At 44.6% G+C, this 25,604-nt stretch carries 22 protein-coding genes; 14 read left to right on the top strand and 8 right to left on the bottom strand.

Annotation, left to right across the window (positions count from 1 at the left end; all coding sequences use genetic code 11):
* Positions 1-50 precede the first annotated feature (50 nt).
* From ACPD8L_RS09030 to ACPD8L_RS09050, 5 genes are all read left to right on the top strand, one after another.
* Positions 51-491: a YtxH domain-containing protein gene (locus ACPD8L_RS09030; RefSeq protein WP_293303414.1), complete on the top strand. Its 441-nt coding sequence runs from the start codon at positions 51-53 to the stop codon at positions 489-491.
* Between the two features lie 103 nt (positions 492-594).
* Positions 595-918: an ArsR/SmtB family transcription factor gene (locus tag ACPD8L_RS09035; protein WP_116216986.1), complete on the top strand. Its 324-nt coding sequence runs from the start codon at positions 595-597 to the stop codon at positions 916-918.
* 1 nt (position 919) lies between these two features.
* Positions 920-1,417 (top strand): DUF6428 family protein, encoded by a 498-nt coding sequence (locus tag ACPD8L_RS09040; protein ID WP_116216985.1) that lies wholly within the window; start codon positions 920-922, stop codon positions 1,415-1,417.
* Positions 1,418-1,427: 10 nt separating this feature from the next.
* A complete protein-coding gene (locus ACPD8L_RS09045) occupies positions 1,428-1,919 on the top strand; it encodes a GNAT family N-acetyltransferase (RefSeq protein WP_116216984.1) in 492 nt (163 codons plus the stop codon).
* 26 nt (positions 1,920-1,945) lie between these two features.
* Positions 1,946-2,368 carry an arsenate reductase ArsC gene (locus tag ACPD8L_RS09050; protein WP_423943039.1) on the top strand — a complete coding sequence of 141 codons (423 nt, stop codon included), beginning with the start codon at positions 1,946-1,948 and terminating at the stop codon, positions 2,366-2,368.
* A 9-nt stretch (positions 2,369-2,377) separates the two neighbouring features.
* Here the strand turns inward: ACPD8L_RS09050 and ACPD8L_RS09055 are convergent, their stop codons facing one another.
* The 4 genes from ACPD8L_RS09055 to ACPD8L_RS09070 form a co-directional block, all read right to left on the bottom strand.
* Entirely contained in the window at positions 2,378-3,403 is a 1,026-nt protein-coding gene (locus tag ACPD8L_RS09055) for a carboxypeptidase-like regulatory domain-containing protein (protein ID WP_421810624.1), read from the bottom strand.
* Positions 3,400-5,196: a GNAT family N-acyltransferase gene (locus ACPD8L_RS09060; RefSeq protein WP_423943040.1), complete on the bottom strand. Its 1,797-nt coding sequence runs from the start codon at positions 5,194-5,196 to the stop codon at positions 3,400-3,402. Before ACPD8L_RS09060 ends, ACPD8L_RS09055 begins: the two co-directional genes overlap by 4 nt.
* An 83-nt stretch (positions 5,197-5,279) precedes the next feature.
* Positions 5,280-6,530 carry an aspartate kinase gene (locus ACPD8L_RS09065; RefSeq protein ID WP_116216980.1) on the bottom strand — a complete coding sequence of 417 codons (1,251 nt, stop codon included), beginning with the start codon at positions 6,528-6,530 and terminating at the stop codon, positions 5,280-5,282.
* Positions 6,531-6,554: 24 nt separating this feature from the next.
* On the bottom strand, positions 6,555-7,037 hold the full coding sequence (locus ACPD8L_RS09070) for a GNAT family N-acetyltransferase (RefSeq protein ID WP_116216979.1): 483 nt from the start codon (positions 7,035-7,037) through the stop codon (positions 6,555-6,557).
* A 108-nt stretch (positions 7,038-7,145) separates the two neighbouring features.
* Here ACPD8L_RS09070 and fbp point away from each other — a divergent pair, with 108 nt between their 5' ends.
* Entirely contained in the window at positions 7,146-8,153 is a 1,008-nt protein-coding gene (gene fbp, locus ACPD8L_RS09075; protein ID WP_116216978.1) for a class 1 fructose-bisphosphatase, read from the top strand.
* Here the strand turns inward: fbp and ACPD8L_RS09080 are convergent.
* The gene (locus ACPD8L_RS09080; RefSeq protein ID WP_116216977.1) at positions 8,150-8,581 is read right to left on the bottom strand and encodes a TerB family tellurite resistance protein; all 432 of its coding nucleotides are present in this window, start codon (positions 8,579-8,581) and stop codon (positions 8,150-8,152) included. The genes fbp and ACPD8L_RS09080 overlap by 4 nt on opposite strands.
* Positions 8,582-8,693: 112 nt before the next feature.
* Here ACPD8L_RS09080 and ACPD8L_RS09085 point away from each other — a divergent pair, with 112 nt between their 5' ends.
* The 4 genes from ACPD8L_RS09085 to ACPD8L_RS09100 all read left to right on the top strand — a co-directional run bounded on the left by ACPD8L_RS09085 (position 8,694) and on the right by ACPD8L_RS09100 (position 17,037).
* A complete protein-coding gene (locus ACPD8L_RS09085; RefSeq protein ID WP_293304705.1) occupies positions 8,694-11,156 on the top strand; it encodes a ligase-associated DNA damage response DEXH box helicase in 2,463 nt (820 codons plus the stop codon).
* 472 nt (positions 11,157-11,628) lie between these two features.
* On the top strand, positions 11,629-12,261 hold the full coding sequence (gene pdeM, locus ACPD8L_RS09090; protein WP_421810623.1) for a ligase-associated DNA damage response endonuclease PdeM: 633 nt from the start codon (positions 11,629-11,631) through the stop codon (positions 12,259-12,261).
* Between the two features lie 637 nt (positions 12,262-12,898).
* Positions 12,899-16,318: a transcription-repair coupling factor gene (gene mfd / locus ACPD8L_RS09095; RefSeq protein WP_423943044.1), complete on the top strand. Its 3,420-nt coding sequence runs from the start codon at positions 12,899-12,901 to the stop codon at positions 16,316-16,318.
* A 14-nt stretch (positions 16,319-16,332) separates the two neighbouring features.
* The gene (locus ACPD8L_RS09100; protein WP_423943046.1) at positions 16,333-17,037 is read left to right on the top strand and encodes a Dph6-related ATP pyrophosphatase; all 705 of its coding nucleotides are present in this window, start codon (positions 16,333-16,335) and stop codon (positions 17,035-17,037) included.
* An 8-nt stretch (positions 17,038-17,045) separates the two neighbouring features.
* Here ACPD8L_RS09100 and ACPD8L_RS09105 read toward each other — a convergent pair whose 3' ends face one another.
* Entirely contained in the window at positions 17,046-18,200 is a 1,155-nt protein-coding gene (locus tag ACPD8L_RS09105) for a serine hydrolase domain-containing protein (RefSeq protein WP_423943047.1), read from the bottom strand.
* Positions 18,201-18,284: 84 nt separating this feature from the next.
* Between ACPD8L_RS09105 and ACPD8L_RS09110 the strand changes: the two genes are divergently transcribed.
* Positions 18,285-18,785: a VOC family protein gene (locus ACPD8L_RS09110; protein ID WP_116217640.1), complete on the top strand. Its 501-nt coding sequence runs from the start codon at positions 18,285-18,287 to the stop codon at positions 18,783-18,785.
* Here the strand turns inward: ACPD8L_RS09110 and ACPD8L_RS09115 are convergent.
* Both ACPD8L_RS09115 and ACPD8L_RS09120 read right to left on the bottom strand, forming a co-directional pair.
* Positions 18,782-19,441, bottom strand: coding sequence for an aspartate kinase (locus ACPD8L_RS09115; RefSeq protein WP_116216971.1), 660 nt, complete (start codon positions 19,439-19,441; stop codon positions 18,782-18,784). The two genes, ACPD8L_RS09110 and ACPD8L_RS09115, sit on opposite strands and share 4 nt — an antisense overlap.
* Positions 19,442-19,501: 60 nt before the next feature.
* The gene (locus ACPD8L_RS09120; protein ID WP_423943048.1) at positions 19,502-19,861 is read right to left on the bottom strand and encodes a YraN family protein; all 360 of its coding nucleotides are present in this window, start codon (positions 19,859-19,861) and stop codon (positions 19,502-19,504) included.
* A gap of 169 nt (positions 19,862-20,030) precedes the next feature.
* On the opposite strand from ACPD8L_RS09120, the gene ACPD8L_RS09125 reads away from it, so the two are divergent.
* From ACPD8L_RS09125 to metG, 3 genes are all read left to right on the top strand, one after another.
* Positions 20,031-21,527 carry a DUF1800 domain-containing protein gene (locus ACPD8L_RS09125; protein WP_421810618.1) on the top strand — a complete coding sequence of 499 codons (1,497 nt, stop codon included), beginning with the start codon at positions 20,031-20,033 and terminating at the stop codon, positions 21,525-21,527.
* 9 nt (positions 21,528-21,536) lie between these two features.
* Positions 21,537-23,258, top strand: a complete 1,722-nt coding sequence (locus ACPD8L_RS09130; RefSeq protein ID WP_116216968.1) for a DUF1501 domain-containing protein — start codon at positions 21,537-21,539, stop codon at positions 23,256-23,258.
* Positions 23,259-23,415: 157 nt separating this feature from the next.
* A complete protein-coding gene (metG, locus tag ACPD8L_RS09135) occupies positions 23,416-25,521 on the top strand; it encodes a methionine--tRNA ligase (RefSeq protein WP_423943050.1) in 2,106 nt (701 codons plus the stop codon).
* Positions 25,522-25,604: the final 83 nt, after the last annotated feature.

Raw genomic sequence — 25,604 nt, forward strand, 5'->3', positions numbered from 1 at the left:
ATTGAATAATTTGTTACATTTAGAACTCGTTTAACCAACACATTAAAACCATGTCCGAAGAAAAAAAAGACTTAGGAGATAAAGCCGAAGAAGCTTTTGACAAAGCGAAAGATGCAGCCAAGGAAGCTGCGGAGGAAGCCAAAGATGCCGCAAGTGATTTCAAAGAGGATGTAAAGGAGACCTTTGATCCCAAAAATCCTGATAGCGGAAAAACGGTTGCCCTTATTGCCCATTTGACTTTGATCGGGTGGATCATTGCCATCATCATGAACAGCAGCAACAAAACCGAGATAGGTTCTTTTTATGTAAGACAGGTACTCGGCATTTTTCTGGTTGGGTTTGTCTTGGGGATCATCCCAGTGGTAAACCTTATTGGATGGATATTCCCGGTTGTTCTTTGGGTCATTAGTTTGATCGGCGCCATAAACGGAACCCAAAAACCGGTCTTTTTGGTAGGTGAGCACTTCCAAAACTGGTTCAAGAGCCTATAAAACAGATACAAAAAGCCAGATTTTTCTCTTCTGGCTTTTATTTTTACTTGCTTTATCGTAATATTGCAATATAAAACTAAACACTAAAGAAGAATACGCTCATATGGGAGCTTCCAAAACACATATATTTTCACCAACGCATAACGAATTGGCCCAAATAGCCAAGGTCATGGCGCATCCTGCGCGTGTGGCCATCCTGGAATATATCAGCAAACAGGATGCTTGTATCTGCAATGACTTGGTGGATGTGATCGGTCTGGCCCAACCCACCATATCCCAACATTTGAACGAAATCAAGAAAATTGGTTTGCTCAAGGGAACTTTTGAGGGGAAAAATCTTTGCTACTGCATTAATCAGGAACGCTGGGAAGAGCTCCAACAAGCCTTCCATACGTTCTTTTCCAATATTAACCGTAATTGTTGTTAACATGAAAACATCAGAATTTTTATCCATCCTCCAACAACACCAAGACAAAAGTCTTCTCTTTGAATACACAAAGGATAAATTTGTTGGGGCCAATTATCATATCACTGAAGTAAAAAACATTACCGTAGACTCTGTTGATTGTGGCGCCGGAACGGATTTCTGGAAAGAAACCGTGGTCCAGCTTTGGGAAAGTCCCAAGGAAATTGGCAAAAGGGATTTTATGTCCGTGTACAAGGCCCTGTCCATCCTCAACAAGGTGGACCGGATAAAGCCTATGCAAAAAGACGCTGAAGTCAAATTTGAATACAGCAACGATGACTTTCACACGGCCCAGCTTTTTGTGGATGATTATACTCTGGATGAAAAAAGACTCATTATAAAACTATCCGTTGAAAAAACAGATTGCAAAGCAAAGGAAACCTGTGGTGTTGAACCAGCTTCCACTGCATCACCCATTGAAACCGAAGCCAGTTGCTCCCCAGGATCGGGTTGCTGTTAAAAAAGACCCCATGTTGATCCGTGGCATGAAAGCTTCCGATTGGGAGCAGGTACAACAAATCTACACCGAAGGTATAACAACTGGTTTTGCCACCTTCGAGACCAAAGCCCCAACCTATGAGAGTTGGGACCGGTCCCATATCAGCTCATGTAGATTGGTCGCTGAGGAAAATGGCATTGTATTGGGTTGGGCGGCACTATCTCCCGTCTCAAGTAGATGTGTATACGGAGGGGTGGCCGAAGTGAGTGTGTACATTGGCTCCAATAGCCGCGGAAAAGGCGTTGGAAAACAGCTTATGCAACAGCTCATTTCCGAAAGTGAAGAGGCTGGATTCTGGACATTGCAATCCGGTATTTTCCCTGAAAATAAAGCAAGTGTAAAACTCCATGAAACAGTGGGTTTTCGCTATATTGGCAAGCGCGAACGCGTGGGTAAAATCCACGGGGCCTGGAAAGACAACCTGTTGTTTGAAAGGCGTAGTAATAAGGTTGGAATAGCATAAGCATCACATCAAAAACCAAATAAAAAATGAAAAACGTATTGGTACTTTGTACCGGAAATTCCTGTAGAAGCCAAATGGCCCATGGTTACCTCAACTATTTTCAAGATAAACTTGCGAATATCTATAGCGCAGGAATAGAGACCCATGGACTTAATCCTGGAGCGGTGGCCATCATGAAAGAAGACAAGATTGACATTTCCAACCATACCTCCAACCACGTGGATGAGTATACCGGCATTGATTGGGACTACATCATCACCGTATGCGACCACGCCAAGGAAAACTGCCCTTTTATCCCGGCCAAAAATGCCAGACGCATCCATCAAAACTTTTTTGACCCGTCAAAGGTCAAGGGCAATGAAAAGGAAATCCACGATGCTTTTTTAAAGACTCGGGAAGAAATCAAGGAGTTTTGCCATGATTTTGTCAAGGAGGAACTTATGGCCTGACCAATAATATCAGAGACCGTAGTCCATAGGAAGCATATCTCCTAAGCGGTAGTCAGACATATGGCCTCCAAAAGCTAGGTTTTCAAAGGGGGAATAGTTTCCATATCTATCCAAAATATAGGTTGTGTCCAATTCATTGATCTTGAGTGTGGACCTATAATTGCCATTTTGCCTGTAATAGATTACATATTGGCTACCCATAAACCGGATATCCCTTAAATCCTCATTGGGCTTGGCCATATTCACCATAAAATCCGTCAGGACCACATCTTTATAGTTCTTTTTGAGCTTAAAATTCTGGCTATCCATATCGCCATACCAACAGGCCCTCATGAAATGTCTCGGAGAACCCAAATAAGTCTTTTCCCTACGATCCGCAATCTTGGGATTCCCTTGGGAGGTGTCAAAAAAACGGGTAGAGCCATCAAAAATGGTCTGGTGGATATTGTCGACACGTTCCAGACTTTTCCTTTTGAAGAAAATCTTGAACTCATCAATATTAAAATAAATTCGGTAGCCTAAATAATTATTCTGAATTACAACGGGCTTATCGCAGTATGCGGAAAGGGTATTGTCTTCCGAGTTAAAGTACAGCCGTATTTCCTTTTCGTTCTCAATGATACTGGAACGTCCTCCCCGGGTGTCCCCCAAAAACTCCAAACGAAAGACTTCCAACTTCTCCCTACGCGAAAAAGGATCTGAAGTCAACACTACTTCCTGAAGGTCTTCCATCTGTTCTTGGAGGAGTACGCGTAACACGGCATCATCGGGCAAATTGACCATTTCCTTGGCCTGATACCCTAAATGGCTTATCACCAAAACAGCATTGTTCCGGTAGGGAAGGCCAATTTCAAAATTCCCGTTTTCATCGGTCATAGTGCCCACGGAACTCCCGTCATAATACACCGAAGCGCCAAAAATGGGCTCTTTGGTCCTAGAGTCAAGAACGGTTCCAGTTATCTCTTGGGACCGTACCTGAACACTAAATATGGAAAGGACCCCAATTGCCAAAAAGATTTTCAATGACCGACTCATTGCCCCATTTTACGTTCCAACTCTGCTTGAAATTCTTCCATAACGGGTTTTACCGTGCTTTCGGGTAGGTCTGCAATCCGTATGTACATGAGTCCATCCACGGAATTGTTAAAGAGTGGATCTACATTAAAGGCCACTACTTTGGCGTTCTGTTTGATGTATTTCTTGATCAGAACGGGCAAGCGAAGGCTGCCTGGCTCCACTTCACTGATCAGTTTATCAAACTTGTTGAGGTCGGCTTGGGTCTCGTCAAAAACAAACTCCTTGTCCGCATCATTGAGCTTTACCTTGAACTCCTTTTTGGGGCGGATGTATTGCGCCACGTAGGGATCCCAATAATTGGATTTCATGAATTCGATCATGAGGGATTTGGAGAAATTGGAAAACTGGTTGCTGATGCTCACCCCACCGATCAGATATTTGTGCTCAGGGTGACGCAATGTGGTATGTACAATCCCTTTCCACAATAGGAAAAGGGGCATGGGTTTCTGCTGATATTCCTTGATGATATAGGCCCTCCCCATTTCAATGGATTTTTCCATCATTCCATAAAGTTCCGGCTCAAAGCGGAAAAGATCTTGCAGGTAGAAACCGTCTATTCCATATTGCTTGAAGATTTCGGACCCCAATCCCATACGGTAGGCCCCAACAATCTTCTTATCCTCATCATCCCATAAAAAGAGATGGTGGTAGTAGGAGTCAAACTTATCCAAATCAATGGCGTTATTGGTTCCCTCCCCTACTTCGCGGAACGTAATCTCACGCTGCCTTCCTATTTCATTCAAAATAAAAGGGATGTCTTTCTGTTGGGCCAGATATACCTCATAATTCTTGCTTTGGAGTACCCTACAGTCTTTTTCCCGCAATTTTTCCACCTCACCTTCCAAAACTTTGGAGCTGACAGGTGTAGCTATCTTTTTGGGAGGCTTGGGAATCTTCAGCGTGGTTGGGACCTTATCGATCAAACGTTCCTTCTCGAACACATTGGCCAAGAGATAGGTTTTTTTGCGGAGCAGCTCCGTGTAGGATTCCAAGGTTTCCTCTTCGTTTTGTGTGGCCACGGATATGGGTTGACCTATCCGAACTTTTATAGGTCTTCTACTTTGTGATGTCAGTTCCGAGGGCAACTTGGCCGTCCTGAACACATCGTTCATTTTGGACAATCTGTAAAAAAGTCGACTGTTGCGCGCATGAAAGTAAATGGGTACCACCGGCACTTCGGCCTTGCGAATCAATTTGATGGCTGCTTCCTCCCATGGTCGGTCCACCACCAATTTGCCATCCCGGTATGTGGACACTTCCCCAGCGGGGAAAATCCCCAGTGGATGACCTTCCTGTAAATGTTTGAGTGCATTTTTGAATCCCATAACACTGCTTTTGGCATCCTTATGGTTTTCAAAAGGATTTACAGGCATAATGTAGGGTTTCAATGGCTCAATACGGTGCAGCAAAAAATTGGCTATGATCTTGAAATCCTCACGTTCGTGCAGCATTAGTTTCAATAGCAGGACCCCATCTATGCCCCCCAAAGGGTGATTGCTGATGGTAATGTACGGACCCGTTTTGGGGAGTCGTTTTAAATCTTCCTCCGGAACCTCAAAGTCAATTTCATAATACTCCAAAATGGACTCCAAAAATTCGGGACCAGCGAGTTCCTTGTTCTTGTTGTAAAATCGGTTTATGGAAGTAATCTTGGTGGCTACCATTAAAAGCCAGCCCACAAAAGTGCCCAAAAAGCCATACTTGTCCAGGTGAATCACCTTTGCCACCTCTTTCGCAGAAACCAGCCCCATGAATTTTTTATTGTTTAGGTAAACGTAAAGATAGAAAATTACGGGTATTGGGGTCAGGGTCTAAAAAAGTATTGCTATCAACCCTATTTCACCACGAGCTGGACCGTTTCCTTACCGCGTTGCTCCACAAGTACGGACTTTCCATTTTGAAGGGATTTAACGGCGTTGTCATCAAAATGGCGAATGGTGTAAAGGGCTACATCTTCATGACAGACCACCTTGAATTTTCGCTTCAGTTCATCCAACATGGGCTGAAGTCCATTGAATTTGTTGTCCAGACAAACTGAAAAACTAATGGCGGAGTTTTGGATCAGGTCCACTTTTAATCTATGGTCATGGAACAACTTGAAGATTTCACTGATGTTGTCCTCCACAATGAATGAAAAATCCAATGAGGACAGTTTAAGGAGCACCTGATCTTTTTTAACGATAAAGCATGGTATCTTGGGGACTATATTGACCCCTTTGCCCACAGTGGTGCCCTTATCCGATGGTTTTACGAACGATTTCACATGCAGCGGAATTTCCTTACGCTGCAAAGGCTGCAAGGTTTTAGGGTGAATCACAGAGGCCCCGTAAAAGGCCAATTCTATGGCCTCCCTGTATGAAATTTGCTCCAATAGCTGGGTCTCCTTGAAGTTTCTCGGGTCGGCATTCAACACACCGGGAACATCCTTCCAGATGGTAACGGATTCCGCGTTGAGGCAGTAGGCCAAAATAGCCGCTGTATAATCCGAGCCTTCCCTTCCCAAAGTAGTGGTAAAGTTATTGTCATCACTCCCTAAAAAGCCTTGGGTAATGTTCAACTTGGACATATCCACCTTTGCGGAAACTTCGGTTTGGGTACGCTCCCAATTGATCTGCGCATCTCTATAATTGTTGTCCGTTTTGATCAAGGTACGGACATCCAACCAAGCATTGGACAATCCTACTTCGTTGAGATACTCACTGACAATGGTTGTGGAAACCAATTCTCCATAGCCCACTACTTGATCGTACACAAAGGCATATTTTGGCGACTTGTTCCATGTTAAAAATCCTTTGACTTCTTCAAAAAGCAATTTAACTTTTGCATATACCGGATGTGATGGGTTCTCAAACAAATCCCCCAAAATGGCACCGTGATAATCCATAACATCTTGCAATATCCCGACCACGGCATCCTTATCCTTGAAATAAGCCTCTACCACCTTCTCCATGGCATTGGTGGTCTTTCCCATTGCGGAAATAACCACCAAAGTATCCTTGTGCCCCATTTGATTCAGGACATTTACCACATTCTTTACACCATCGGCATCTTTTACAGAAGCCCCTCCAAACTTAAAAACTCTCATGCTATAGTATTGTTAATTGGAAGTTCAAACCAAATCTTCCATATAATTTTCAATTCCTTTTTCGTCCAACTGCACCACATCCCAGTCCCGTAGTACGTTGGCCCCTTTCTTTTCATAGAACTCGATGGCAGGGTCGTTCCAATCCAGCACCTCCCAACATATCCGTTTCACGCCAAGGTTGTGCCCATACTTTACCACCTCATCCAACAAGGCGGTCCCCAGACCACTACCCCTCATTTTTTCGGCTACGATAAGGTCTTCCAAATGGATAACTGGACCTTTCCAAGTGGAATATCTGGGGTAGACCAGGGCAATCCCCACAATCTCATCAGCCACTTCGGCCACAAAACAATGGAACAACTTATTTTCCCCAAAACCATCCTTTTCCAAGTCGGCTTGGGTAACTTCCACCGCTTCGGGTTCGTTCTCGAAATCGGCAAGTTCCTGAACCAGTTTCAAGACTTGCCCCATATCTTCTTTCCGGGCGTTTCTAATCAAGTATTCCATTTGTTACAAATAAAACTCAAAGTTATAAATATCTAAAACTTAAGATCAACGAAATCGATATAGTTTCACAAAATGCACGATATTTGTCGTCAAATAAAACAACCTTCCATGTTTGATAAGCAGCATCGCACCCTAGGTGAATTTATCATCGCCAACCAAGATTCTTTTCAATATTCCTCTGGTGAACTCTCCAGACTCCTCAATGGCATCCGCTTGGCCGCCAAAGTGGTGAACCACGAAGTGAACAAAGCTGGACTTGTGGACATCATCGGTGCTGCCGGTGAAACCAACATCCAAGGCGAAAGCCAACAAAAATTGGACGTTCTGGCCAACGAGAAGTTCATTCAGACCCTTAAAAATAGGGAGATTGTTTGTGGTATTGCCTCTGAAGAGGAAGACGATTTCATCAGCATCAACAGTTTTGACAAACAGCACCAGAACAAGTATGTGGTGCTCATAGACCCCTTGGATGGTTCGTCCAACATAGACGTCAATGTTTCAGTGGGGACCATTTTTTCGGTGTACCGAAGAATCACACCTGTGGGCACACCTGTGACCCTTGAAGATTTTCTTCAACCTGGAAAAAACCAGATTGCTGCAGGGTATATCATCTATGGCACATCTACCATGCTCGTTTATACCACAGGAAGTGGCGTTAATGGTTTTACCCTAAACCCGGCTTTGGGCACTTTCTATCTTTCGCATCCCAATATGCAATATCCCGAGGATGGAAATATCTATTCCGTCAATGAGGGCAACTACATCCATTTTCCCCAAGGTGTGAAGGACTACATCAAATATTGCCAAAAAGAAGAAGGTGATAGACCCTATACCTCCAGATATATAGGTTCCTTGGTTTCCGATTTTCACAGGAACATGATCAAAGGGGGGATTTACATGTACCCCAAGAGCAGCAAGGCCCATAAGGGTAAACTACGGTTGCTATACGAGTGTAATCCCATGGCGTTCATAGCGGAGCAGGCCAATGGAAAAGCCAGCGATGGGTTCCAACGGGTCATGGACATTCAGCCTACTGAACTCCATGAACGGGTTCCCTTCTTCTGCGGAAGTAAAAAAATGGTTGAAAAAGCGGAAGAGTTTATGGCCAACGCCTAACTGTCCTTACGCATCATGATCCTGTGGTAATCGTCAAAATCGATTTTCCCAGTGAAAATGGCTATGGACTTATCTATAATCTGGTTGGCAGTTTTTGGAGAAAACCCTAAACCAATGGCATACCGCTCCACGATTTTACGCTCGGGCTCATCAATTTGATGGTCAGAAAATATAATCTGGAAGAACTCGAACAATCTTTGGTAGCGTTTCTCGCCACTGTGCGGAGTCTCAATGGGATACTTGTTCCCTTTCTCCATCACCTCCTTATACTCTGCATCAGTGATATTGAGCTTAAAGGCAAATTTGTCCAAAATGGCTTTCTCTTCTGGATTGATTTCACCATCCACAGCTGCCAAAGTGGCCAAAGTGGCAAAATGGGCCAAATTTTTCCTGTGATCTCCGTGCTCGTATAAATCTAAAATGGGCATACTTGAAATTTTGTGGCACAAATATAAATTTTAAAGTAGAAAGGTTCATAAAAATGCGACCAAAAGAAATTTGTAATTTTCGTACCGTTGTTCAACCCTCAAGTATATAAATCTGAAAGATTCCGAGCTTTTCCATATTGCCGAAAGCTGGTTCAGCCAACAAGGCTGGAAACCTTTTCCTTTTCAAAAGGAAACCTGGAAGGCATTTTTAGAAGGAAAGCACGGATTACTGAACGCCCCAACGGGAAGTGGAAAAACCTATGCCCTTTGGTTTCCCATCGTGCTCAATTACATTAAAAACCACCCTGATCATAGAACCAAGCATAAGAAGGGATTAAAAGCGATTTGGATCACTCCCCTCCGGGCTTTGTCCCAAGAGATAAAACAATCCGCGGAACGCATTACCCAAGATCTGGACACCCAAATGACCGTGGGCATTAGAACCGGCGATACCTCTACCAAGGAACGGGCCAAGCAGCGTACCACCATGCCCGATCTGTTGATCACTACTCCTGAAAGCCTACAATTGTTGTTATCCTCAAAAGGATATGCCAAGCTTTTCAAGGATTGCTCCGCCATTGTGGTGGACGAATGGCACGAACTGCTGGGTACCAAACGGGGTGTTCAGATGGAGTTGGGACTTTCCCGATTAAAAACGGTCTGTAAAAATCTTCGCATTTGGGGCATCTCGGCCACCATAGGTAATTTGGAACAGGCCCGGGAAGTGTTGTTGGGACCCTCTTCCCCTGCCTTGGAAAACTCAGTATTGGTGAAGGCCAACCTCAACAAAAAAATCACCGTAAAGAGCATCATCCCCGAGCAAATGGAGACTTTTCCGTGGCGGGGTCATTTGGGACTGCATTTGCTGGATGAGGTCGTGCCCATTATCCATAACAGCAAGACTACCCTCCTCTTCACCAACACCCGCAGCCAATGCGAGATCTGGTTTCAAAAAATATTGGAAAAGTATCCAGAATTTGCCGGGGAAATGGCCATGCACCATGGTAGCATCAACAAGGATACCCGTCTATGGGTGGAGCAGGCCATCCGAAATGAAAGCCTCAAGGCCGTGGTCTGCACCTCCAGTCTTGATTTGGGGGTTGATTTTGCCCCCGTGGAGACCGTAGTCCAAATTGGTGGCCCCAAAGGGGTAGCCCGTTTTTTACAACGTGCCGGAAGAAGTGGACATCGACCCGGAAAGGAAAGCATCATTTACTTTTTGCCCACCCATGCCATGGAACTCATAGAAGCTTCGGCCATGCAAAAAGCGGTGTTGAACAGTGCTGTGGAGGACCGTATTCCGTATTTAAACAGTTTTGATGTATTGATACAATACCTAACCACCTTAGCGGTTTCCGATGGATTTTTCCCCGAAGAAATATATCCAGAAATCAAACAGACCTTCTGCTACCAAGCCCTTACCGATGAGCAGTGGCAATGGCTCCTCAATTTTTTGGTCATGGGTAGTCAAAGCCTAAAAAGTTATGATGAATATAAAAAGGTGGAGGTCGAGGAAGATGGCCGGTTTAAGGTGAACAGTAGAACAGTTGCCATGCGCCACCGATTTCAGATCGGGACCATTGTAGGCGATGCCAGTCTATCGGTCCGTTACCAAAAAGGAGGCTATATTGGGACCATTGAAGAATCGTTCATCTCAAAACTCACCCCGGGCGACGTGTTCACCTTTGCGGGAAGGAATCTGGAATTCATCCGGATCAAGGGCATGTCGGCACAAGTACGCAATTCTTCCAAACGCAGCAATAAAATTCCAAGTTGGATGGGCGGTCGACTTAGTTTTTCTGCAAAAATGTCCGAATTGTTGCGACAAGAACTGTATACTGCACAGCTACCAATTTCTCAACAAGGGCCTGAAATTAGGGCGCTTGCTCCCATGTTTGCAAAGCAACGGCAGGAAAGTATTGTCCCGTTGCCCCATCAGTTTTTGATAGAGACCTTTAAGTCCAATGACGGGTACCACCATATTTTTTATCCGTTTGAAGGTAGGGCCATCCATGAGGGGATGAGCAGCCTGCTGGCCTATCGCATCAGTTTGCTGACCCCTATTACCTGCTCCTTGGCCTTTAACGATTATGGGTTTGAACTGTTGTCCGATAAAGAAATTAACATTCAGGATATTCTGGACAACAATCTATTCACCGCTGATTATATGCTCTCCGACCTTCAAAAAAGTTTGAACAGCAATGAAATGGCCCGAAGGAAATTTAGGGATATTGCCGTCATCAGTGGCATGGTCTTTACCGGTTACCCCGAGAAGGGAGTGAAGATGAAGCATCTTCAAAGCAGTTCCCAATTACTGTTCGATGTGTTCAAGGATTTTGAGGATGATAACCTCCTCTACCAGCAAGCCTTTACCGAAACCTTTGAACATCAGTTGGAAGAGGGACGTTTGCGCTTGGCCTTGGAGCGTATTGCCCAACAGGAAATTGTTTGGAAAAAGTGCAGTCAGGCCACTCCATTTTCGTTTCCCATCATAACGGACCGTCTTCGAGAAAAGTTGTCCAATGAGAAATTGGCAGACCGCATTAAACGCATGACTGCAAAACTGACCCGATAACTGCCCTCTTCCCTTTTATTTGTCTTTTCGAAATGAGGAGTCGGCGACGATTGAGAAATCCATAACCAATCCTAAGATTTCTCGACTGCGCTCGAAATGACCATAGAACATTTGCAAAAATTAGTGCCATTCGTGTCAAAGCCAAAAAAGATTTCTCACACCCGCTTCGCTCGGTTCGAAATGACCATGTAACGAGCATTCCCACAATCAATATCATTCATGCCAAAACTATCCGATATCACCTTATTGCTCCTTTGACCAATCGATTATTTAATCTGATGTCATTTCGATATGAGGAGTCGACAACGATTGAGAAATCTTGTTTTGAATAGATTTCTCACACCCGCTTCGCTAGGTTCGAAATGACTAAATGGAACATCAGTAACAATCCGTGCCATCCGAGTCAATACAAAAAGATTTCCCGCATCCGTTAGAAGGGACAATACCCTTACATTTGTGCCGACAAACTATCGTGGCACATAACATTACCATACAAAATCAGATGTTCCAATTGCACCCTTTGGGCGGGGTATTTTGGGTGGAAAAATCGCTGTTGCTCATCAGCGATGTGCATCTGGGAAAGGTGTCGCACTTTAGAAAGTTTGGGGCTGCTGTCCCTCAAAAGGCTGTCCATAAAAATTATATGCTGTTGGATCAAATTGTGTCCGAACTTCAACCTTTTCAAATTTGTTTTTTGGGGGATCTGTTTCATTCTTCGCTCAATAAGGAATGGGAACTATTTGAAAATTGGGTAGCCAAGACCCCTGCGGAAATCATTTTGGTGACCGGAAACCACGATATCATTTCACCCTTAAAATTTGAACAGCTCAACATCGCCATCTTCCCGGAACTCCTCATCGATGATTTTTTATTGACCCATCATCCCGAAACACAAGTAGATAAATTCACGTTTTGCGGTCACATCCATCCTGCCGTAAAGTTACGAGGGTTGGGAAGGCAAAGCCTGCGGCTCCCCTGCTTTTTTAAATCCAAAAACCAGATGATTCTACCCGCTTTTGGGGAGTTTACGGGAACCCACACCCTAAAGCCCTCAAAAAATGATGAGGTATTTGCGATTGTGGAAGGTAGTGTGGTCAAGGTTTAGATTTCCAAAAATGTCCCTTCAACTCCGTTTATAGCTCTACTTGAAAACACCTCTGATTTGTCATTTCGATATGAGATACGGAGCATTGATTGAGAAATCTCACCAACCCATGGATTTCTCACAGCCCCTTCGCATACACTCAGGGCAGAGCTCGAAATAACAACAGAACATTTGCAACAATTAGTGCCATTCGTGTCAATACAAAAAGATTTCTCTCACTCCCTTCACTCGGTTCGAAATGACCATGTAACGAGCATTCCCACAATCAATATGATTCATGCCAAAACTATCCGATATCACCTTATTGCTCCTTTGACCAATCGATTATTTAATCTGATGTCATTTCGAAATGAGGAGTCAACGACGATTGAGAAATCTCACCAACTCATAGATTTCTCACAGCTCCTTTGCATATACTCAGGACAGGGCTCAAAATGACAACCTGGAATATTCGTGTCATTCGTGTCAAAAACCAAAAAGTTTTCTCACAGCTCCTTCGCATACACCCAGGACAGGGCTAGAAATGACATCGCTCTGTAAAGGTCATTTCGAACTGAATGCAATGAATGTAAGAAATCCAAAAAAACACTTTTTATAAAAAAACATTTCATTTTATCTTTGCCGCAAAGTTTTTGGATTGACCAAAGCCTCCATTTCCCAACATTACGCACAGTCTTCCCCACTCGGAAAACTGCGGAATACTATTGCACAAAATGGAGGTTCGACCTCCTCTGACAAGTCGCAACCCTTCCAAAAAATCAACATCAAAGGCCTTGTGGGTTCGTCCCTTTCCTTTGTACTTTCCGAAGCCTTTAAATCGGTCGATGCGCCTTTTCTATTGATTTTGAACGATAAGGAAGAGGCTGCCTACCACTTGAACGATTTGGAACAGTTGATTGGGGAGAAAGATGTGCTTTTTTACCCAGGCAGCTATCGAAGGCCTTATCAAATTGAAGAGACGGACAATGCCAATGTGCTGCTGCGGGCCGAAGTCCTCAATCGCATCAACTCCAGAAAAAAACCGGCGGTGATTGTCACCTATCCCGATGCCCTTTTTGAAAAAGTGGTCACCCGAAAGGAACTGGACAAGAGCACCCTCAAGATAAAATTGGAGGACACCCTTTCACTGGACTTTTTGAACGAGGTGCTTTTCGAATACCAGTTCAAACGAGTGGATTTTGTGACCGAACCCGGGGAATTTTCGGTACGAGGAGGTATTGTAGATGTATTTTCGTTTTCACACGATGAGCCTTATCGCATTGAGTTTTTTGGGGACGAAGTGGACAGCATCCGCACGTTTGATGTAGAGACCCAGCTTTCTTTGGAAAAGGTGAAGAAGATCACCATTATTCCCAATGTGGAGAACAAGTTTTTGCAGGAGAGCCGCGAGAGTTTCCTTAAGTACATTTCACCCAAAACGGTGGTTTTTGCCAAAAACCCAGCTTTGATCTATGACCGCATTGATTCCTTTTTTGCCAAGGCGGAAGAAAGTTTTACCAAACTGAGCGAGGAAATCAAACACGCAAAGCCCAACGAACTTTTTGTGGACTCCACTCTGCTAAAATCCCAATTACAGGATTTTCTGTGTGTTGAAATAGGAGCAACTGTCACTTCGAGCGAAGTCGAGAAGCAGACAGGGAACAATGGTGTTGCCATTCAATTCAACACCAGACCCCAACCCGCCTTCAATAAAAAATTCGACCTGCTTATTGAAAACCTCAATGAGAATCGGGAAGCGGGTTTCACCAATTATATTTTCTGTTCTACCGAACAACAGGCCAAGCGTCTTCACGATATTTTTGAGGAAGTGGACCAGACTGTACACTACCAGACCTTGGTTTTTCCACTCTATCAAGGTTTCATTGATGTAGATCTAAAACTGGCCTGCTATACGGACCATCAAATTTTTGAGCGCTACCATAAATTCCACCTAAAAAATGGGTACGCCAAAAAACAGGCCATTACCCTGAAAGAGCTCAACAAATTGGAGATTGGGGATTACGTAACCCATATTGATCATGGTATAGGCAAATTTGGGGGACTGCAGAAAATAGATGTGGAAGGCAAGAAACAGGAGGCCATCAAATTGGTCTATGGCGATCGGGACATATTATATGTCAGCATCCACTCCCTTCACAAAATTTCCAAATACAACGGCAAGGACGGGGCACCCCCAAAAATATACAAGCTAGGTTCAGCGGCTTGGAAAAACCTCAAACAGAAGACCAAGAGCCGGGTCAAGAAAATTGCTTTTAACCTCATCCAAGTGTATGCCAAAAGGAGGCTGGAAAAAGGGTTTCAATATGCCCCGGACAGTTATTTGCAACACGAGTTGGAGGCTTCATTTTTGTATGAGGACACCCCTGATCAGGAAAAATCCACCCAAGATGTCAAAAAGGACATGGAGAGTGAACGCCCTATGGACCGACTTATTTGTGGTGATGTAGGCTTTGGAAAGACCGAAGTGGCCATCCGGGCAGCTTTCAAAGCCGTGGACAACGGAAAACAAGTGGCTATTTTGGTACCAACCACCATCTTGGCATTCCAACACAGCAGGACCTTTAGGGAGCGTTTGAAGGACATGCCCGTAACTGTGGATTACTTGAACCGTTTTAGGACCGCCAAGGAGAAGAAAGATGTTCTGGAGCGTCTGGCGGCAGGCAAGATCGATATTATCATCGGAACCCACCAGTTGGTCAACAAAAATGTCCAGTTCAAGGAATTGGGATTATTGATTGTGGATGAAGAGCAAAAATTCGGGGTTTCAGTAAAGGAAAAGCTCCGTTCCATCAAGCAAAATGTTGATGTGCTTACCCTTACCGCCACACCTATCCCAAGAACCCTACAATTTAGTTTGATGGCAGCCCGGGACCTATCCGTCATCAACACACCGCCACCCAACCGATACCCTATCGAAAGTCAGGTCATTCGATTCAATGAAGAGATCATCCGTGATGCGGTTTCCTATGAAATTCAACGAGGTGGGCAGGTATTTTTTATCCACAACCGTATTGAAAACATCAAGGAAGTGGCCGGAATGATCCAACGCTTGGTCCCCGATGCCAAAATTGGGATAGGCCACGGACAGATGGAGGGCAAAAAACTGGAGCAGCTCATGCTGGCCTTTATGAATGGGGAGTTTGATGTACTGGTTTCCACCACCATTGTGGAAAGTGGATTGGACGTGACCAACGCCAACACCATTTTCATCAACAATGCCAATAATTTTGGATTGAGCGACCTACACCAAATGCGGGGCCGTGTGGGTCGAAGCAACAAAAAAGCGTTCTGTTTCTTTATCACTCCTCCCTATGAAGTCATGACGCCCGACGCCCGAAAGCGTATCGAGGCCCTAGAGCAATTTACCGATTTGGGAAGTGGATTCAACATTGCCATGAAGGATTTGGAAATCCGTGGTGCCGGTGATCTATTGGGCGGGGAACAGAGTGGTTTCATCAACGAAATAGGATTTGAGACCTATCAGAAAATATTGACCGAAGCCATAGAAGAACTCAAGGAAAATGAGTTTAAGGAGTTGTACGAGGAAGTGGAGGGCCACAAGGAAAAGGTTTTTGTGAAGGACATTCAACTGGATACGGACTTTGAACTGCTCTTCCCAGATGACTATATCAACAACATCACGGAGCGCTTGAACCTCTACACCCAACTCAATGAAATCAAGGATGAGGAAGGACTCTTAAAATATGAATCCGAGCTGATAGATCGTTTTGGGGAACTGCCACAGCAAGCCGTGGATTTGTTGAATTCCATTCGAATAAAATGGATCGCCACGCATATTGGTCTGGAAAAGGTCATCATGAAAAAAGGCAAGTTCATGGGCTATTTCATCGCAGACCAACAATCCATGTTTTACCAAACTGCCGCCTTCACCCAAGTGTTGCAATATGTACAGCACCATCCCCAACAAGCGAAGCTCAAGGAAAAGCAGACCCGAAATGGGTTACGATTATTGTTGGTATTCGACCGGGTCACCAGTGTGGAAAAGGCGTTAAAGGTTTTGGAACCCCTTAGCCCCCAGAAAGTAGCGGTATCATAGTCCAATATCCTGTTATGTCACAAAAACCAAAGACCTATTTCAACTGGAGTTCCGGAAAGGATTCCGCATTGGCATTCCACTATCTGTTGAAACAAGGCAATTATGATATTGACCGATTATTGACCACCGTAAATGCACACTACGATCGGGTTTCCATGCATGGCCTACCCAGAAAGGTTTTAGAAGCCCAAGCGGCATCTGTTGGCATTCCTTTGGAGGTCCTTGAAGTTCCTGAAAAACCCAGTATGGAACAATACAATGAGTTGATGCGGAACACAGTTACCCAATTACGGTCCGAAGGGTATACCCATACGGGTTTTGGGGACATCTTTCTGGAAGACCTAAAGCAATATCGGGAGGACATGCTTCAACCTTATGGATTGACCACACTTTTTCCATTATGGAAAAAAGACACCAAACAATTGATAGAAGAATTCTTGGGATTGGGGTTTCGGGCAGTGATTATTTGCATCAATAACTCAAAATTGGACGCATCCTTTTTGGGACAGGAATTGTCCCAAGAACTCCTAAACAAATTTCCCTCAGATGTTGACCCTTGTGGTGAAAACGGGGAATACCATACGTTCTGTTTTGATGGACCCATTTTTAGGGCTCCCATTCCATTTACCCTTGGAGAAAAGGTCTTTAAGACCTACGATAATCCATCAGACCCAGAAAATACCATTCAATTTAGGTTTTGTGATATCAACTTGGCATAAAAACACGTTTAAAATGCTTCGTACACCTGCTTTACAAAATCTCCAATTTTTGAAGGTTCCAGCCATCGGGTTACCATGAGTAATCCATTTTTTTGGTCCACCACAATAAAATTGCCTCCAAAACCTGCTGCATAGAACAGATGTTCGGGCACTCCTTCCCAATGCCGTGAACCTTTTTGGTTGAGCCACCACATATATCCATAATTTACATTGGGCACTGAAGGCTGTGTGGCCTTTTTGATCCACTCCTGACTGATCAATTGTTCTTGATCCCACTTACCTTGATTCAGAAACACCATTCCAAAACGGGCCATATCTTCGGTGGAGATAAATAAACCGGCACCTGAATGACCTCCTCCAGTGACCGATTTCATTTGTAGCCCATCTATCTCTGTCCAAGCATGGTCATAGCCATACCAACGCCAAGTGGTAGTGGCACCTATTTTATCCATCAACCGCTCCTTTAAGACCATGGGCAGAGGCTTTCGCCATACATTGGTCAGGGAATAGGCCAAAACATTCACCCGCACATCATTGTATTCCATGACCGTACCCGGTTCGTTAAGCTTTCGGAATTTCCAGTCGTCCAGTCCCCCTTCATTGGGTGGACGGTCCGCCCAGTCCTTCAAACCCCAAAGCTCCCCGGACCAATCCGAGTTTTGCTGCAATAGATGTTCCCAAGTAATTTTGGCGTTGTGCTCTCCATCAAAAGTTCCGTCCCAAACATAATGGGCCACTTTGTCCTTGGTATCCTGGATCAACCCAGCATCTTCTGCCAATCCCGCTACCGTGGACAAAAAGCTCTTGGTAACACTAAAGGTCATATCCACCCGCTTGGTATCCCCCCATGAAGCAAGGACATAGCCATCCTTCAAAATCATTCCCGCAGGACCTCCCCGTTTTTTGGTAGGTCCCAAAATTTCATGAAAGGGCTCTCGTTCAAAACCTTTCAAAATGGCACGGCGTAAATCACGAGATTCGGAATATTCATTTGCCTTGGCAAAATCCACAGCCTTTTCCAAATGCTGCACATCATACTTAAATTGATTCTTGTTGGCCGTTTTCCAAGGTTGATTTCTTTCTGGAAAAAAGAAATCTTGTGCCATTATGGGGGCATAACCCAATAGACTTATAAGGAACGTAAGCTTTAATATTGATTTCATATAGCAAATAAACTTAAAGATGGTTTGAAGTTAACAATTGTTATTGGAACGTTTTCAATGGTTATTTTTATAAAAAATGCTTTTATGAACAAGACTACCGCTTATTCCATTCCATCCCAAACCCGAATTGGTCACATACACCTTAAAGTTTCGGATTTACAACGTGCCCTTGACTTTTATTGTGGGCTTTTGGGTTTTGAGTTGACCCAGACCTATGGAGACCAAGCTGCTTTTATTTCGGCAGGAGGGTACCATCACCACATTGGATTGAACACTTGGCAAAGCAAAAATGCACCTCCTGCACCCAAGAATACCGTAGGATTGTTCCATACGGCCATTCTTTACCCAACCCGAAAGGATTTGGCCATTATTTTAAATCGCTTGTTGGAAGCAGATCATCCATTGACAGGTGCAGCAGACCATGGGGTTTCAGAAGCCCTATATCTGGATGATCCCGATGGAAACGGCGTTGAACTGTATTGGGACAAACCAAGGGAAATGTGGCCACAGAAAAATGATGGCACATTGGATATGTACACCAAGTCACTGGATTTAAATTCCCTCTTGCAGGAGTTAAAACATTAAAGGAGCTTCAGGTCTTTGATGGTCTTAAAGGCCACATCAACCTGCTCTTCATTGACTAAAATGGTAAACTCGTTGGTGGTGGAGATCACTTCGTACAAAATGATGCCCTCCCAGGCCAATCGCTGGAAAATGAAGTAATAGATTCCGGGTACCGACACATTTTCTGATGGGAGTTTTACGGTAATCGAGGAAAGTCCTTCCACCTTCTGGGTGCAACGCTCCGTCTTAAAATACTTTTCCACCACGCGATCCATGATATTGCTGATCACAATGTTGATTTCATTCACCCCACGGGAAGAGGTATAGAACACATCTTGATTGGCATTCACTTCTTCCAAGAGACGGGCCTGTTGTTGTAAGATGGTGTCAGAGGCCAAGAACGTGTAATCGGTTAAATTGGAGCGTACTGTAATTTCCCCAATGTTCTTGAGAACTTTCACTATTCTGTGCGTAGCCCTGAATTCAAGATCGTCGGACAGTCTTTTGAGCGCCATGACGATGGCCCCATCTTTGACGTCCTTACCTAATTCATCGGCAATTTCGGGCTTGATTTGACGGGAAAGTGAGGTTAGGTTGATAATACCCTGCGCTAGGGCGGTTTGCAAAAAAGGTTTCTTTTTAATGTAATGTTCAACTACCGCTGAGATTGTTTTCATTTTTAGGTTTAGTTTGGCTTCACCACAAAAATAACATATTGTTACAAAACGAACAAATGGTTAAAAATAATAAAAAGCACCCTCAAGGTGCTCAATTTCAAAACCATTGCTCTTTTTAACCACTTTGACAATATCAAAACGAACTTCTACATCTAGGTCCTTTTGTTGTACATAATGATTGGCGGCCGTGGCCAAAAGTTGTATTTTTTTGGGGCTCACGGTCTCTGAAATATCTTCCAAAAAGCCTATATTTCTTGACTTCACCTCTACAATGGCCAAGGTATTTCCCTTTTGTGCAATGATATCGATTTCAGCTCTGAGGTACCGGTAGTTTCTAGCACCAATTTCATACCCTTTGTTCAACAGTAAATCCACCGCCAGTTGCTCTCCCAGTCTCCCAAATTCGGTATGTTTTGCCATGAAAAAAGAAAAATACTAAAAAAAAGATGCATTTCATCGAAAAATTTGGTAGTTCATGGGATACAGAACGTTAAGATTGTAATTTGTTGGCCCAATTGAACCACATCCAACATTAGCATAAACATATAGTTGCCCCGAACTATGTACCAAATTAACGCCAGAATTTGCTATGGAGTACTTCATCAATTGTAATACCTCGACCTTAGCGCCGTACACTGTTCCATTGGATCGGATACGTGCCGCCCATCTTTATCGGAGACTTGATTTCAGCGCCTCGGTCCCGACCATCAACAATGCCATAGGTCAAAATGCAGGAAGTTTGGTAGACAGCTTAGTGGATCAAGCGTTGGCCGCTCCGGTCATTCCTGCTCCAGCTTGGGCAGATTGGACCAATGCCAACTATCCCGACGATGATGATTTGGCTGGACAGATGCGAAGGGCCCAATTCGAGGAGTTTTCAATCTCCTACGGCAATGCACTTCTAAATAACGGTCTCCGTGATCGAATGAGCTTCTTTTGGAGCAATCATTTTGTTACCGAAATCGATGTGTACAACTGCAACCAGTTTCTTTACTACTATATCAATTGTCTCCAACGCAACGCCTTGGGCAATTTTAAGACCTTTGTACACGAAATTGGCCTCACCAGTGCCATGTTGTACTATCTGGATGGAGTGCGAAACCGAGGGAACAATCCTAATGAAAACTACGGTAGGGAACTTTTTGAACTGTTTACCTTAGGTGAGGGAAATGCCTACACGGAACAAGATATTATTGAAACTTCAAAAGCGTTATCGGGATATACCGAAACCGGGGAAGAAGGGTGCACACAAGTAACCTTCAATGCCGAGGATTTCAATACAGAGAACAAGACCATTTTTGGTCAAACCGGGAATTGGGGGTACGATGATGTCATTGACATCCTTTTCAATGAGAGGGCCAATGAGATTGCAGGATTTATCTGCAAGAAGCTTTATGAATATTTTGTACATCCAGATTCCACTGGCGAAGAAGGCGGTAATGCCTTGGACATTATAGACGGGATGGCACAGACTTTTGTGGCCAATAATTTTGAAATCGCCCCGGTGCTACGTCAGCTTTTCAAAAGTCAACACTTTTTTGACGAGACTACGATCGGAGTCATTATAAAAAGCCCGTTCGACCTGTATCTGAACATGGTCAAGGAAACCGGTTTTGGCTACGATGATGGCACCGTGATCAACATGATCGATTCTGCCGGCCTTATAGGTCAGCAACTTTTTGATCCCTATGATGTGGCCGGTTGGCAAAGAGATCGGCAATGGATCAACACCAATTTCATTATTGGGCGTTGGTTGACATCGGAAATGTTCCTACAACGTTTCTACCAAGACAATGCCGAACAATTCAGGGATTTGGGACTGGCACTTTCGGGCAATGCGGGACAAACAAGTAACAATCCAGATTTGGTGGCAAAACCCATAATAGACTGGTTTACCCCAAAAGGCCTACTTACCGACGCCGACTATGACAGAGCCTATATCGCTTTCAGAAGCGATGTGGACGTTAACTACTACGAAGGGGGCACACAGCCTTCTTGGACTTTGCTGGGCTGGGAAACTGGACCTTCACAAGTATACCTCTTGTTAAGACATATGTCCAGAGAACCCGAATTTCAACTTAAATAACCCTACACCATGTGCGATTCTCACCACACCCATAATACATCACCTCACAAGGGCCTAGAACATGATGGCCACGATTTGGAGCACAAAAACTGGAGCAGGCGTTCCTTTATCCAAGCCTTGGGTATTGCCGGATCGGGTTCCATGTTCTTGGGAAGCAACCTTATTTCCGCTTCGGCCCCTTCGCCATTGACCGCAGCAATCGCCGCGGCCGAGACAGACAACATTCTGGTACTCATCAGGCTGTCCGGGGGCAATGATGGACTGAGCACCGTAATTCCCATACAACAATATGATTCTTACGCCAATGCAAGGCCCAATATATACATCCCCGAAAGTAAGATCTTAAAACTTACGGACGATTTCGGCGTTCCCACCTATATGAGCTCACTCGAACCCCTTTGGGGTGACGGCCAGTTCAAGGCCGTGCACGGGGTAGGTTACGAAAACCAAAGCCTGTCCCATTTTACTGGTTCCGATATTTTTGCCAATACCGATTTGAACACCACTGGCTTCAGTGGCGAACCTACGGGATGGATGGGAAGGCATTTTGAAGAATTATACCCCGATTACCTCATCAATCCACCTGAGGCCCCTGCCGCCATTCAAATTGGGAATCTGGCCAACTTGGTCTTTCAGGGAGAGGAAACCAACTATGCCTTTGTAACGAACAACGTGGAACAACTCCAACAGATTGCAGAGACCGGTTTGTTTTATGATGTGGATGAAAACACCCCTTTTGATGACTGTATGTACGGTGATCAATTGCGCTTTCTAAGAGGTGTCGCCAATACCACCTACGAATATGCTGGCAAAATCCATGAAGCCTATGAGCGAGGGGATGCATTGCGTTGTGTGGAATACCAAGACAATGGTTTTGCAAGACAGTTGGCCCTATTGGCCAAATTGATCAAAGGTGGCCTCGGGACAAAAGTGTACATGATTTCCATAGGTGGTTTCGATACACATGGAAACCAGCCCATTGTCCACGAAAGACTCATGAGCAACCTCTCTATTGCCATCAACAACTTTTATGAAGATTTGGCCTGTACCGAGCAAGATGACAAGGTACTGAGCATGACCTTCTCCGAATTTGGTCGTAGGATATTTGAAAACGGCTCCAATGGTACGGACCATGGTAAGGCCGCCCCTACCCTTTTCTTCGGTTCTGGATTGAGTGGAAGTGCCTTTGTGGGCGATCACCCTTCACTGGACGAACCCAATAACCGAGGTAACTTGGAATACACCATGGATTTCAGGGACCTTTATGGCACCGTGTTGGCCGAATGGCTTTGTGTTCCCAGAGCATCAGTGGAACAACATTTGTTGGGATACACCTATAGGGCCATAGATCTTGGATTTAACTGTAGTGGTGAAGAGTTTGACGATATTGCCATGGACAATGATCCTCCTACCTTCCCGGAAACCCCTCCCAGCGAAGATGGAATGGACCCCAATCCAGATTTGCTGAACAACATTGTACATACTCCCTACTATCCCAACCAGCGTGCACCACACATTCATTTGGAAATGCCCTTTGCCGCCCATGTGGATATTGAACTCTTCAATATTCTGGGACAAAAAGTGGGAACAGTGTTCAACGAAATGATGCTGGAAGGCTCAACCGAAATCAATATTAGGGAAAATATGCGGGATAGCTTGGCCACAGGAAAATACATATACAGAATATCCGTTGCGGATAAGCGAATGAGCAAATCCGTGATGATCATGTAACAAGAGCGGGACACTAGTCAGTTATGGCAAAAACCTCCGGTTGCGCAACCCCACACCCCAATTTTGGGTTGCATGATTCGGAGGTTTTGCTTTTTCATGCCCTCCCATTTTAGGCTTCTTGCAAAATGAGTATTTTTGGGGCTTAATTACACAATTCATGCCCAAGACAACGTCTCCTTCAAGATATACCATTACAGCAGCGCTGCCCTACACCAACGGACCCATCCATATTGGCCATTTGGCCGGGGTCTATGTCCCTGCGGATATCTATTCCCGCTACCTTAGACTAAAAGGTGAGGATGTGGCCTTTATCTGCGGTAGCGATGAACACGGTGTGGCCATCCCCATGAAGGCCAAAAAAGAAGGGGTCTCCCCAAAAGAGATCATAGATAAGTACCACAACATCATTAAAAAATCGTTTGCCGAATTCGGGATTTCCTTTGACAACTATTCCAGGACTTCGGCAGAGGTACACCATAAAACAGCCTCGGATTTTTTTAAAAAACTCTACGATCAAGACGATTTTATAGAGGAAGAGACCGAACAATTGTACGATGAGGAGGCACAACAGTTTCTGGCCGATAGGTTTGTGATAGGCACCTGCCCCAAATGCGGACATGAAGAAGCTTATGGTGACCAATGTGAAAATTGTGGATCATCCTTGAACGCTACGGACCTCATCAACCCGAAATCTACCATAACTGGAAGGGTTCCCGTCCTTAAAAAAACCAAACACTGGTTCTTGCCTTTGGACCGTTATGAGGATTTCCTCAAAGAATGGATTCTGGAAGGCCATAAATCTGATTGGAAACCCAACGTTTACGGCCAAGTTAAGTCTTGGATAGACGACGGGCTAAAACCCCGTGCCGTAACCCGCGATTTGGATTGGGGAATCCCCGTTCCTGTGGAAGGCGGTGAGGGAAAAGTGCTCTACGTTTGGTTTGATGCGCCCATCGGATACATTTCCTCCACCAAGGAATGGGCCGAACGCGAAGGAAAAGATTGGAAACCCTATTGGACAGACAAGGACACCAAGTTGGTCCATTTTATTGGAAAGGACAATATTGTGTTCCACTGTATCATCTTCCCGAGCATGCTCAAGGCCCATGGCGATTTTGTTTTGCCGGTAAATGTACCTGCCAATGAATTCTTGAACTTGGAGGGCAACAAGCTTTCCACTTCAAAGAATTGGGCCGTTTGGCTGCACGAATACTTGGAAGAGTTTCCCGGCATGCAAGATGTACTCCGCTACGCCTTGACCGCCAACGCACCGGAGACCAAGGACAACGATTTTACCTGGAAGGATTTTCAGGCTCGCAACAACAATGAGTTGGTGGCCATTTTTGGAAATTTCGTGAACCGTGTGGCGGTATTGACCCATAAATATTACAATGGTGTTGTACCTACACCCAACACCTTCACCGATTTGGACAAGCAAACCCTACAAGCCCTTAAGGGCTTTCCAGAAATTCTGTCCAACTCCTTGGAACGGTACCGTTTCCGTGAAGGCAGTCAGGAGCTGATGAACTTGGCCCGATTGGGCAACAAATACTTGGCCGATGAAGAGCCTTGGAAGCTCATAAAGACCGATGAGGAACGGGTAAAGACCATTATGTACGTTGCGCTTCAGATCGCCACTGGTTTGGCCGTTCTCAGTGAACCTTTTTTACCCTTCACTTCGGATAAACTTAAAAACATCCTTCGCGTTGCTCAGAATAACAAAAACGAAGTCATTTCGAACGAAAGTGAGAAATCTATTGGCTGGAGCAATATGAGTTCCGATGAAACCCTACTCCCTGCAGGGCATCAAATCAACCCCAGTGAACTTCTCTTCAGAAAAATCGAAGATGCCGAGATTCAACAACAATTGGACAAACTGGAAGCCACCAAAAAAGTAAATGCGCAAATGGATAAAGCCATAACTCCTGAAAAAGACACCATCACTTTTGACGATTTCATCAAACTGGATATGCGTGTGGGCACCATTGTGGAGGCCGAAAAAATGCCCAAGGCCAATAAGCTTTTGGTATTGAAGGTGGATACTGGACTGGATACCCGAACCATTGTTTCGGGGATTGCCGAGAGTTTTAAACCCGAAGATATCGTGGGGAAAAAAGTAACCGTTTTGGTGAACCTTGCCCCAAGAAAATTACGCGGTGTGGAAAGTCAAGGGATGATCTTGATGACCGAAAACCAAGAAGGAAAATTGGTGTTCGTCAACCCAGATGAAGATGGGGTTGGGAATGGGGAAGGTATAAGTTAATTCACATTCAAAAGAAACTGTTCGGTCGAGCGCAGTCGAGACCCTCTTTCAAAAATTTGGATTATAAGACTTCGCCACTGCGC

This window comes from Flagellimonas algicida, assembly GCF_049629585.1.
Classification (GTDB): Bacteria; Bacteroidota; Bacteroidia; order Flavobacteriales; family Flavobacteriaceae; genus Flagellimonas.

What these genes read in the sequence shown, in the direction of transcription:
- ACPD8L_RS09035 (WP_116216986.1), top strand. Translation starts at nt 595, where the DNA reads ATGGGAGCTTCCAAAACACATATATTTTCACCAACGCATAACGAATTG.
- ACPD8L_RS09115 (WP_116216971.1), bottom strand. Translation starts at nt 19,441, where the DNA reads ATGAAAACAATCTCAGCGGTAGTTGAACATTACATTAAAAAGAAACCT.
- ACPD8L_RS09080 (WP_116216977.1), bottom strand. Translation starts at nt 8,581, where the DNA reads ATGCCCATTTTAGATTTATACGAGCACGGAGATCACAGGAAAAATTTG.
- ACPD8L_RS09125 (WP_421810618.1), top strand. Translation starts at nt 20,031, where the DNA reads ATGGAGTACTTCATCAATTGTAATACCTCGACCTTAGCGCCGTACACT.
- ACPD8L_RS09120 (WP_423943048.1), bottom strand. Translation starts at nt 19,861, where the DNA reads ATGGCAAAACATACCGAATTTGGGAGACTGGGAGAGCAACTGGCGGTG.
- fbp (WP_116216978.1), top strand. Translation starts at nt 7,146, where the DNA reads ATGTTTGATAAGCAGCATCGCACCCTAGGTGAATTTATCATCGCCAAC.
- ACPD8L_RS09045 (WP_116216984.1), top strand. Translation starts at nt 1,428, where the DNA reads ATGTTGATCCGTGGCATGAAAGCTTCCGATTGGGAGCAGGTACAACAA.
- ACPD8L_RS09060 (WP_423943040.1), bottom strand. Translation starts at nt 5,196, where the DNA reads ATGGGGCTGGTTTCTGCGAAAGAGGTGGCAAAGGTGATTCACCTGGAC.
- ACPD8L_RS09100 (WP_423943046.1), top strand. Translation starts at nt 16,333, where the DNA reads ATGTCACAAAAACCAAAGACCTATTTCAACTGGAGTTCCGGAAAGGAT.
- ACPD8L_RS09110 (WP_116217640.1), top strand. Translation starts at nt 18,285, where the DNA reads ATGAACAAGACTACCGCTTATTCCATTCCATCCCAAACCCGAATTGGT.
- metG (WP_423943050.1), top strand. Translation starts at nt 23,416, where the DNA reads ATGCCCAAGACAACGTCTCCTTCAAGATATACCATTACAGCAGCGCTG.
- ACPD8L_RS09065 (WP_116216980.1), bottom strand. Translation starts at nt 6,530, where the DNA reads ATGAGAGTTTTTAAGTTTGGAGGGGCTTCTGTAAAAGATGCCGATGGT.
- ACPD8L_RS09040 (WP_116216985.1), top strand. Translation starts at nt 920, where the DNA reads ATGAAAACATCAGAATTTTTATCCATCCTCCAACAACACCAAGACAAA.
- ACPD8L_RS09105 (WP_423943047.1), bottom strand. Translation starts at nt 18,200, where the DNA reads ATGAAATCAATATTAAAGCTTACGTTCCTTATAAGTCTATTGGGTTAT.
- ACPD8L_RS09030 (WP_293303414.1), top strand. Translation starts at nt 51, where the DNA reads ATGTCCGAAGAAAAAAAAGACTTAGGAGATAAAGCCGAAGAAGCTTTT.
- ACPD8L_RS09130 (WP_116216968.1), top strand. Translation starts at nt 21,537, where the DNA reads ATGTGCGATTCTCACCACACCCATAATACATCACCTCACAAGGGCCTA.
- ACPD8L_RS09055 (WP_421810624.1), bottom strand. Translation starts at nt 3,403, where the DNA reads ATGAGTCGGTCATTGAAAATCTTTTTGGCAATTGGGGTCCTTTCCATA.
- ACPD8L_RS09070 (WP_116216979.1), bottom strand. Translation starts at nt 7,037, where the DNA reads ATGGAATACTTGATTAGAAACGCCCGGAAAGAAGATATGGGGCAAGTC.
- ACPD8L_RS09050 (WP_423943039.1), top strand. Translation starts at nt 1,946, where the DNA reads ATGAAAAACGTATTGGTACTTTGTACCGGAAATTCCTGTAGAAGCCAA.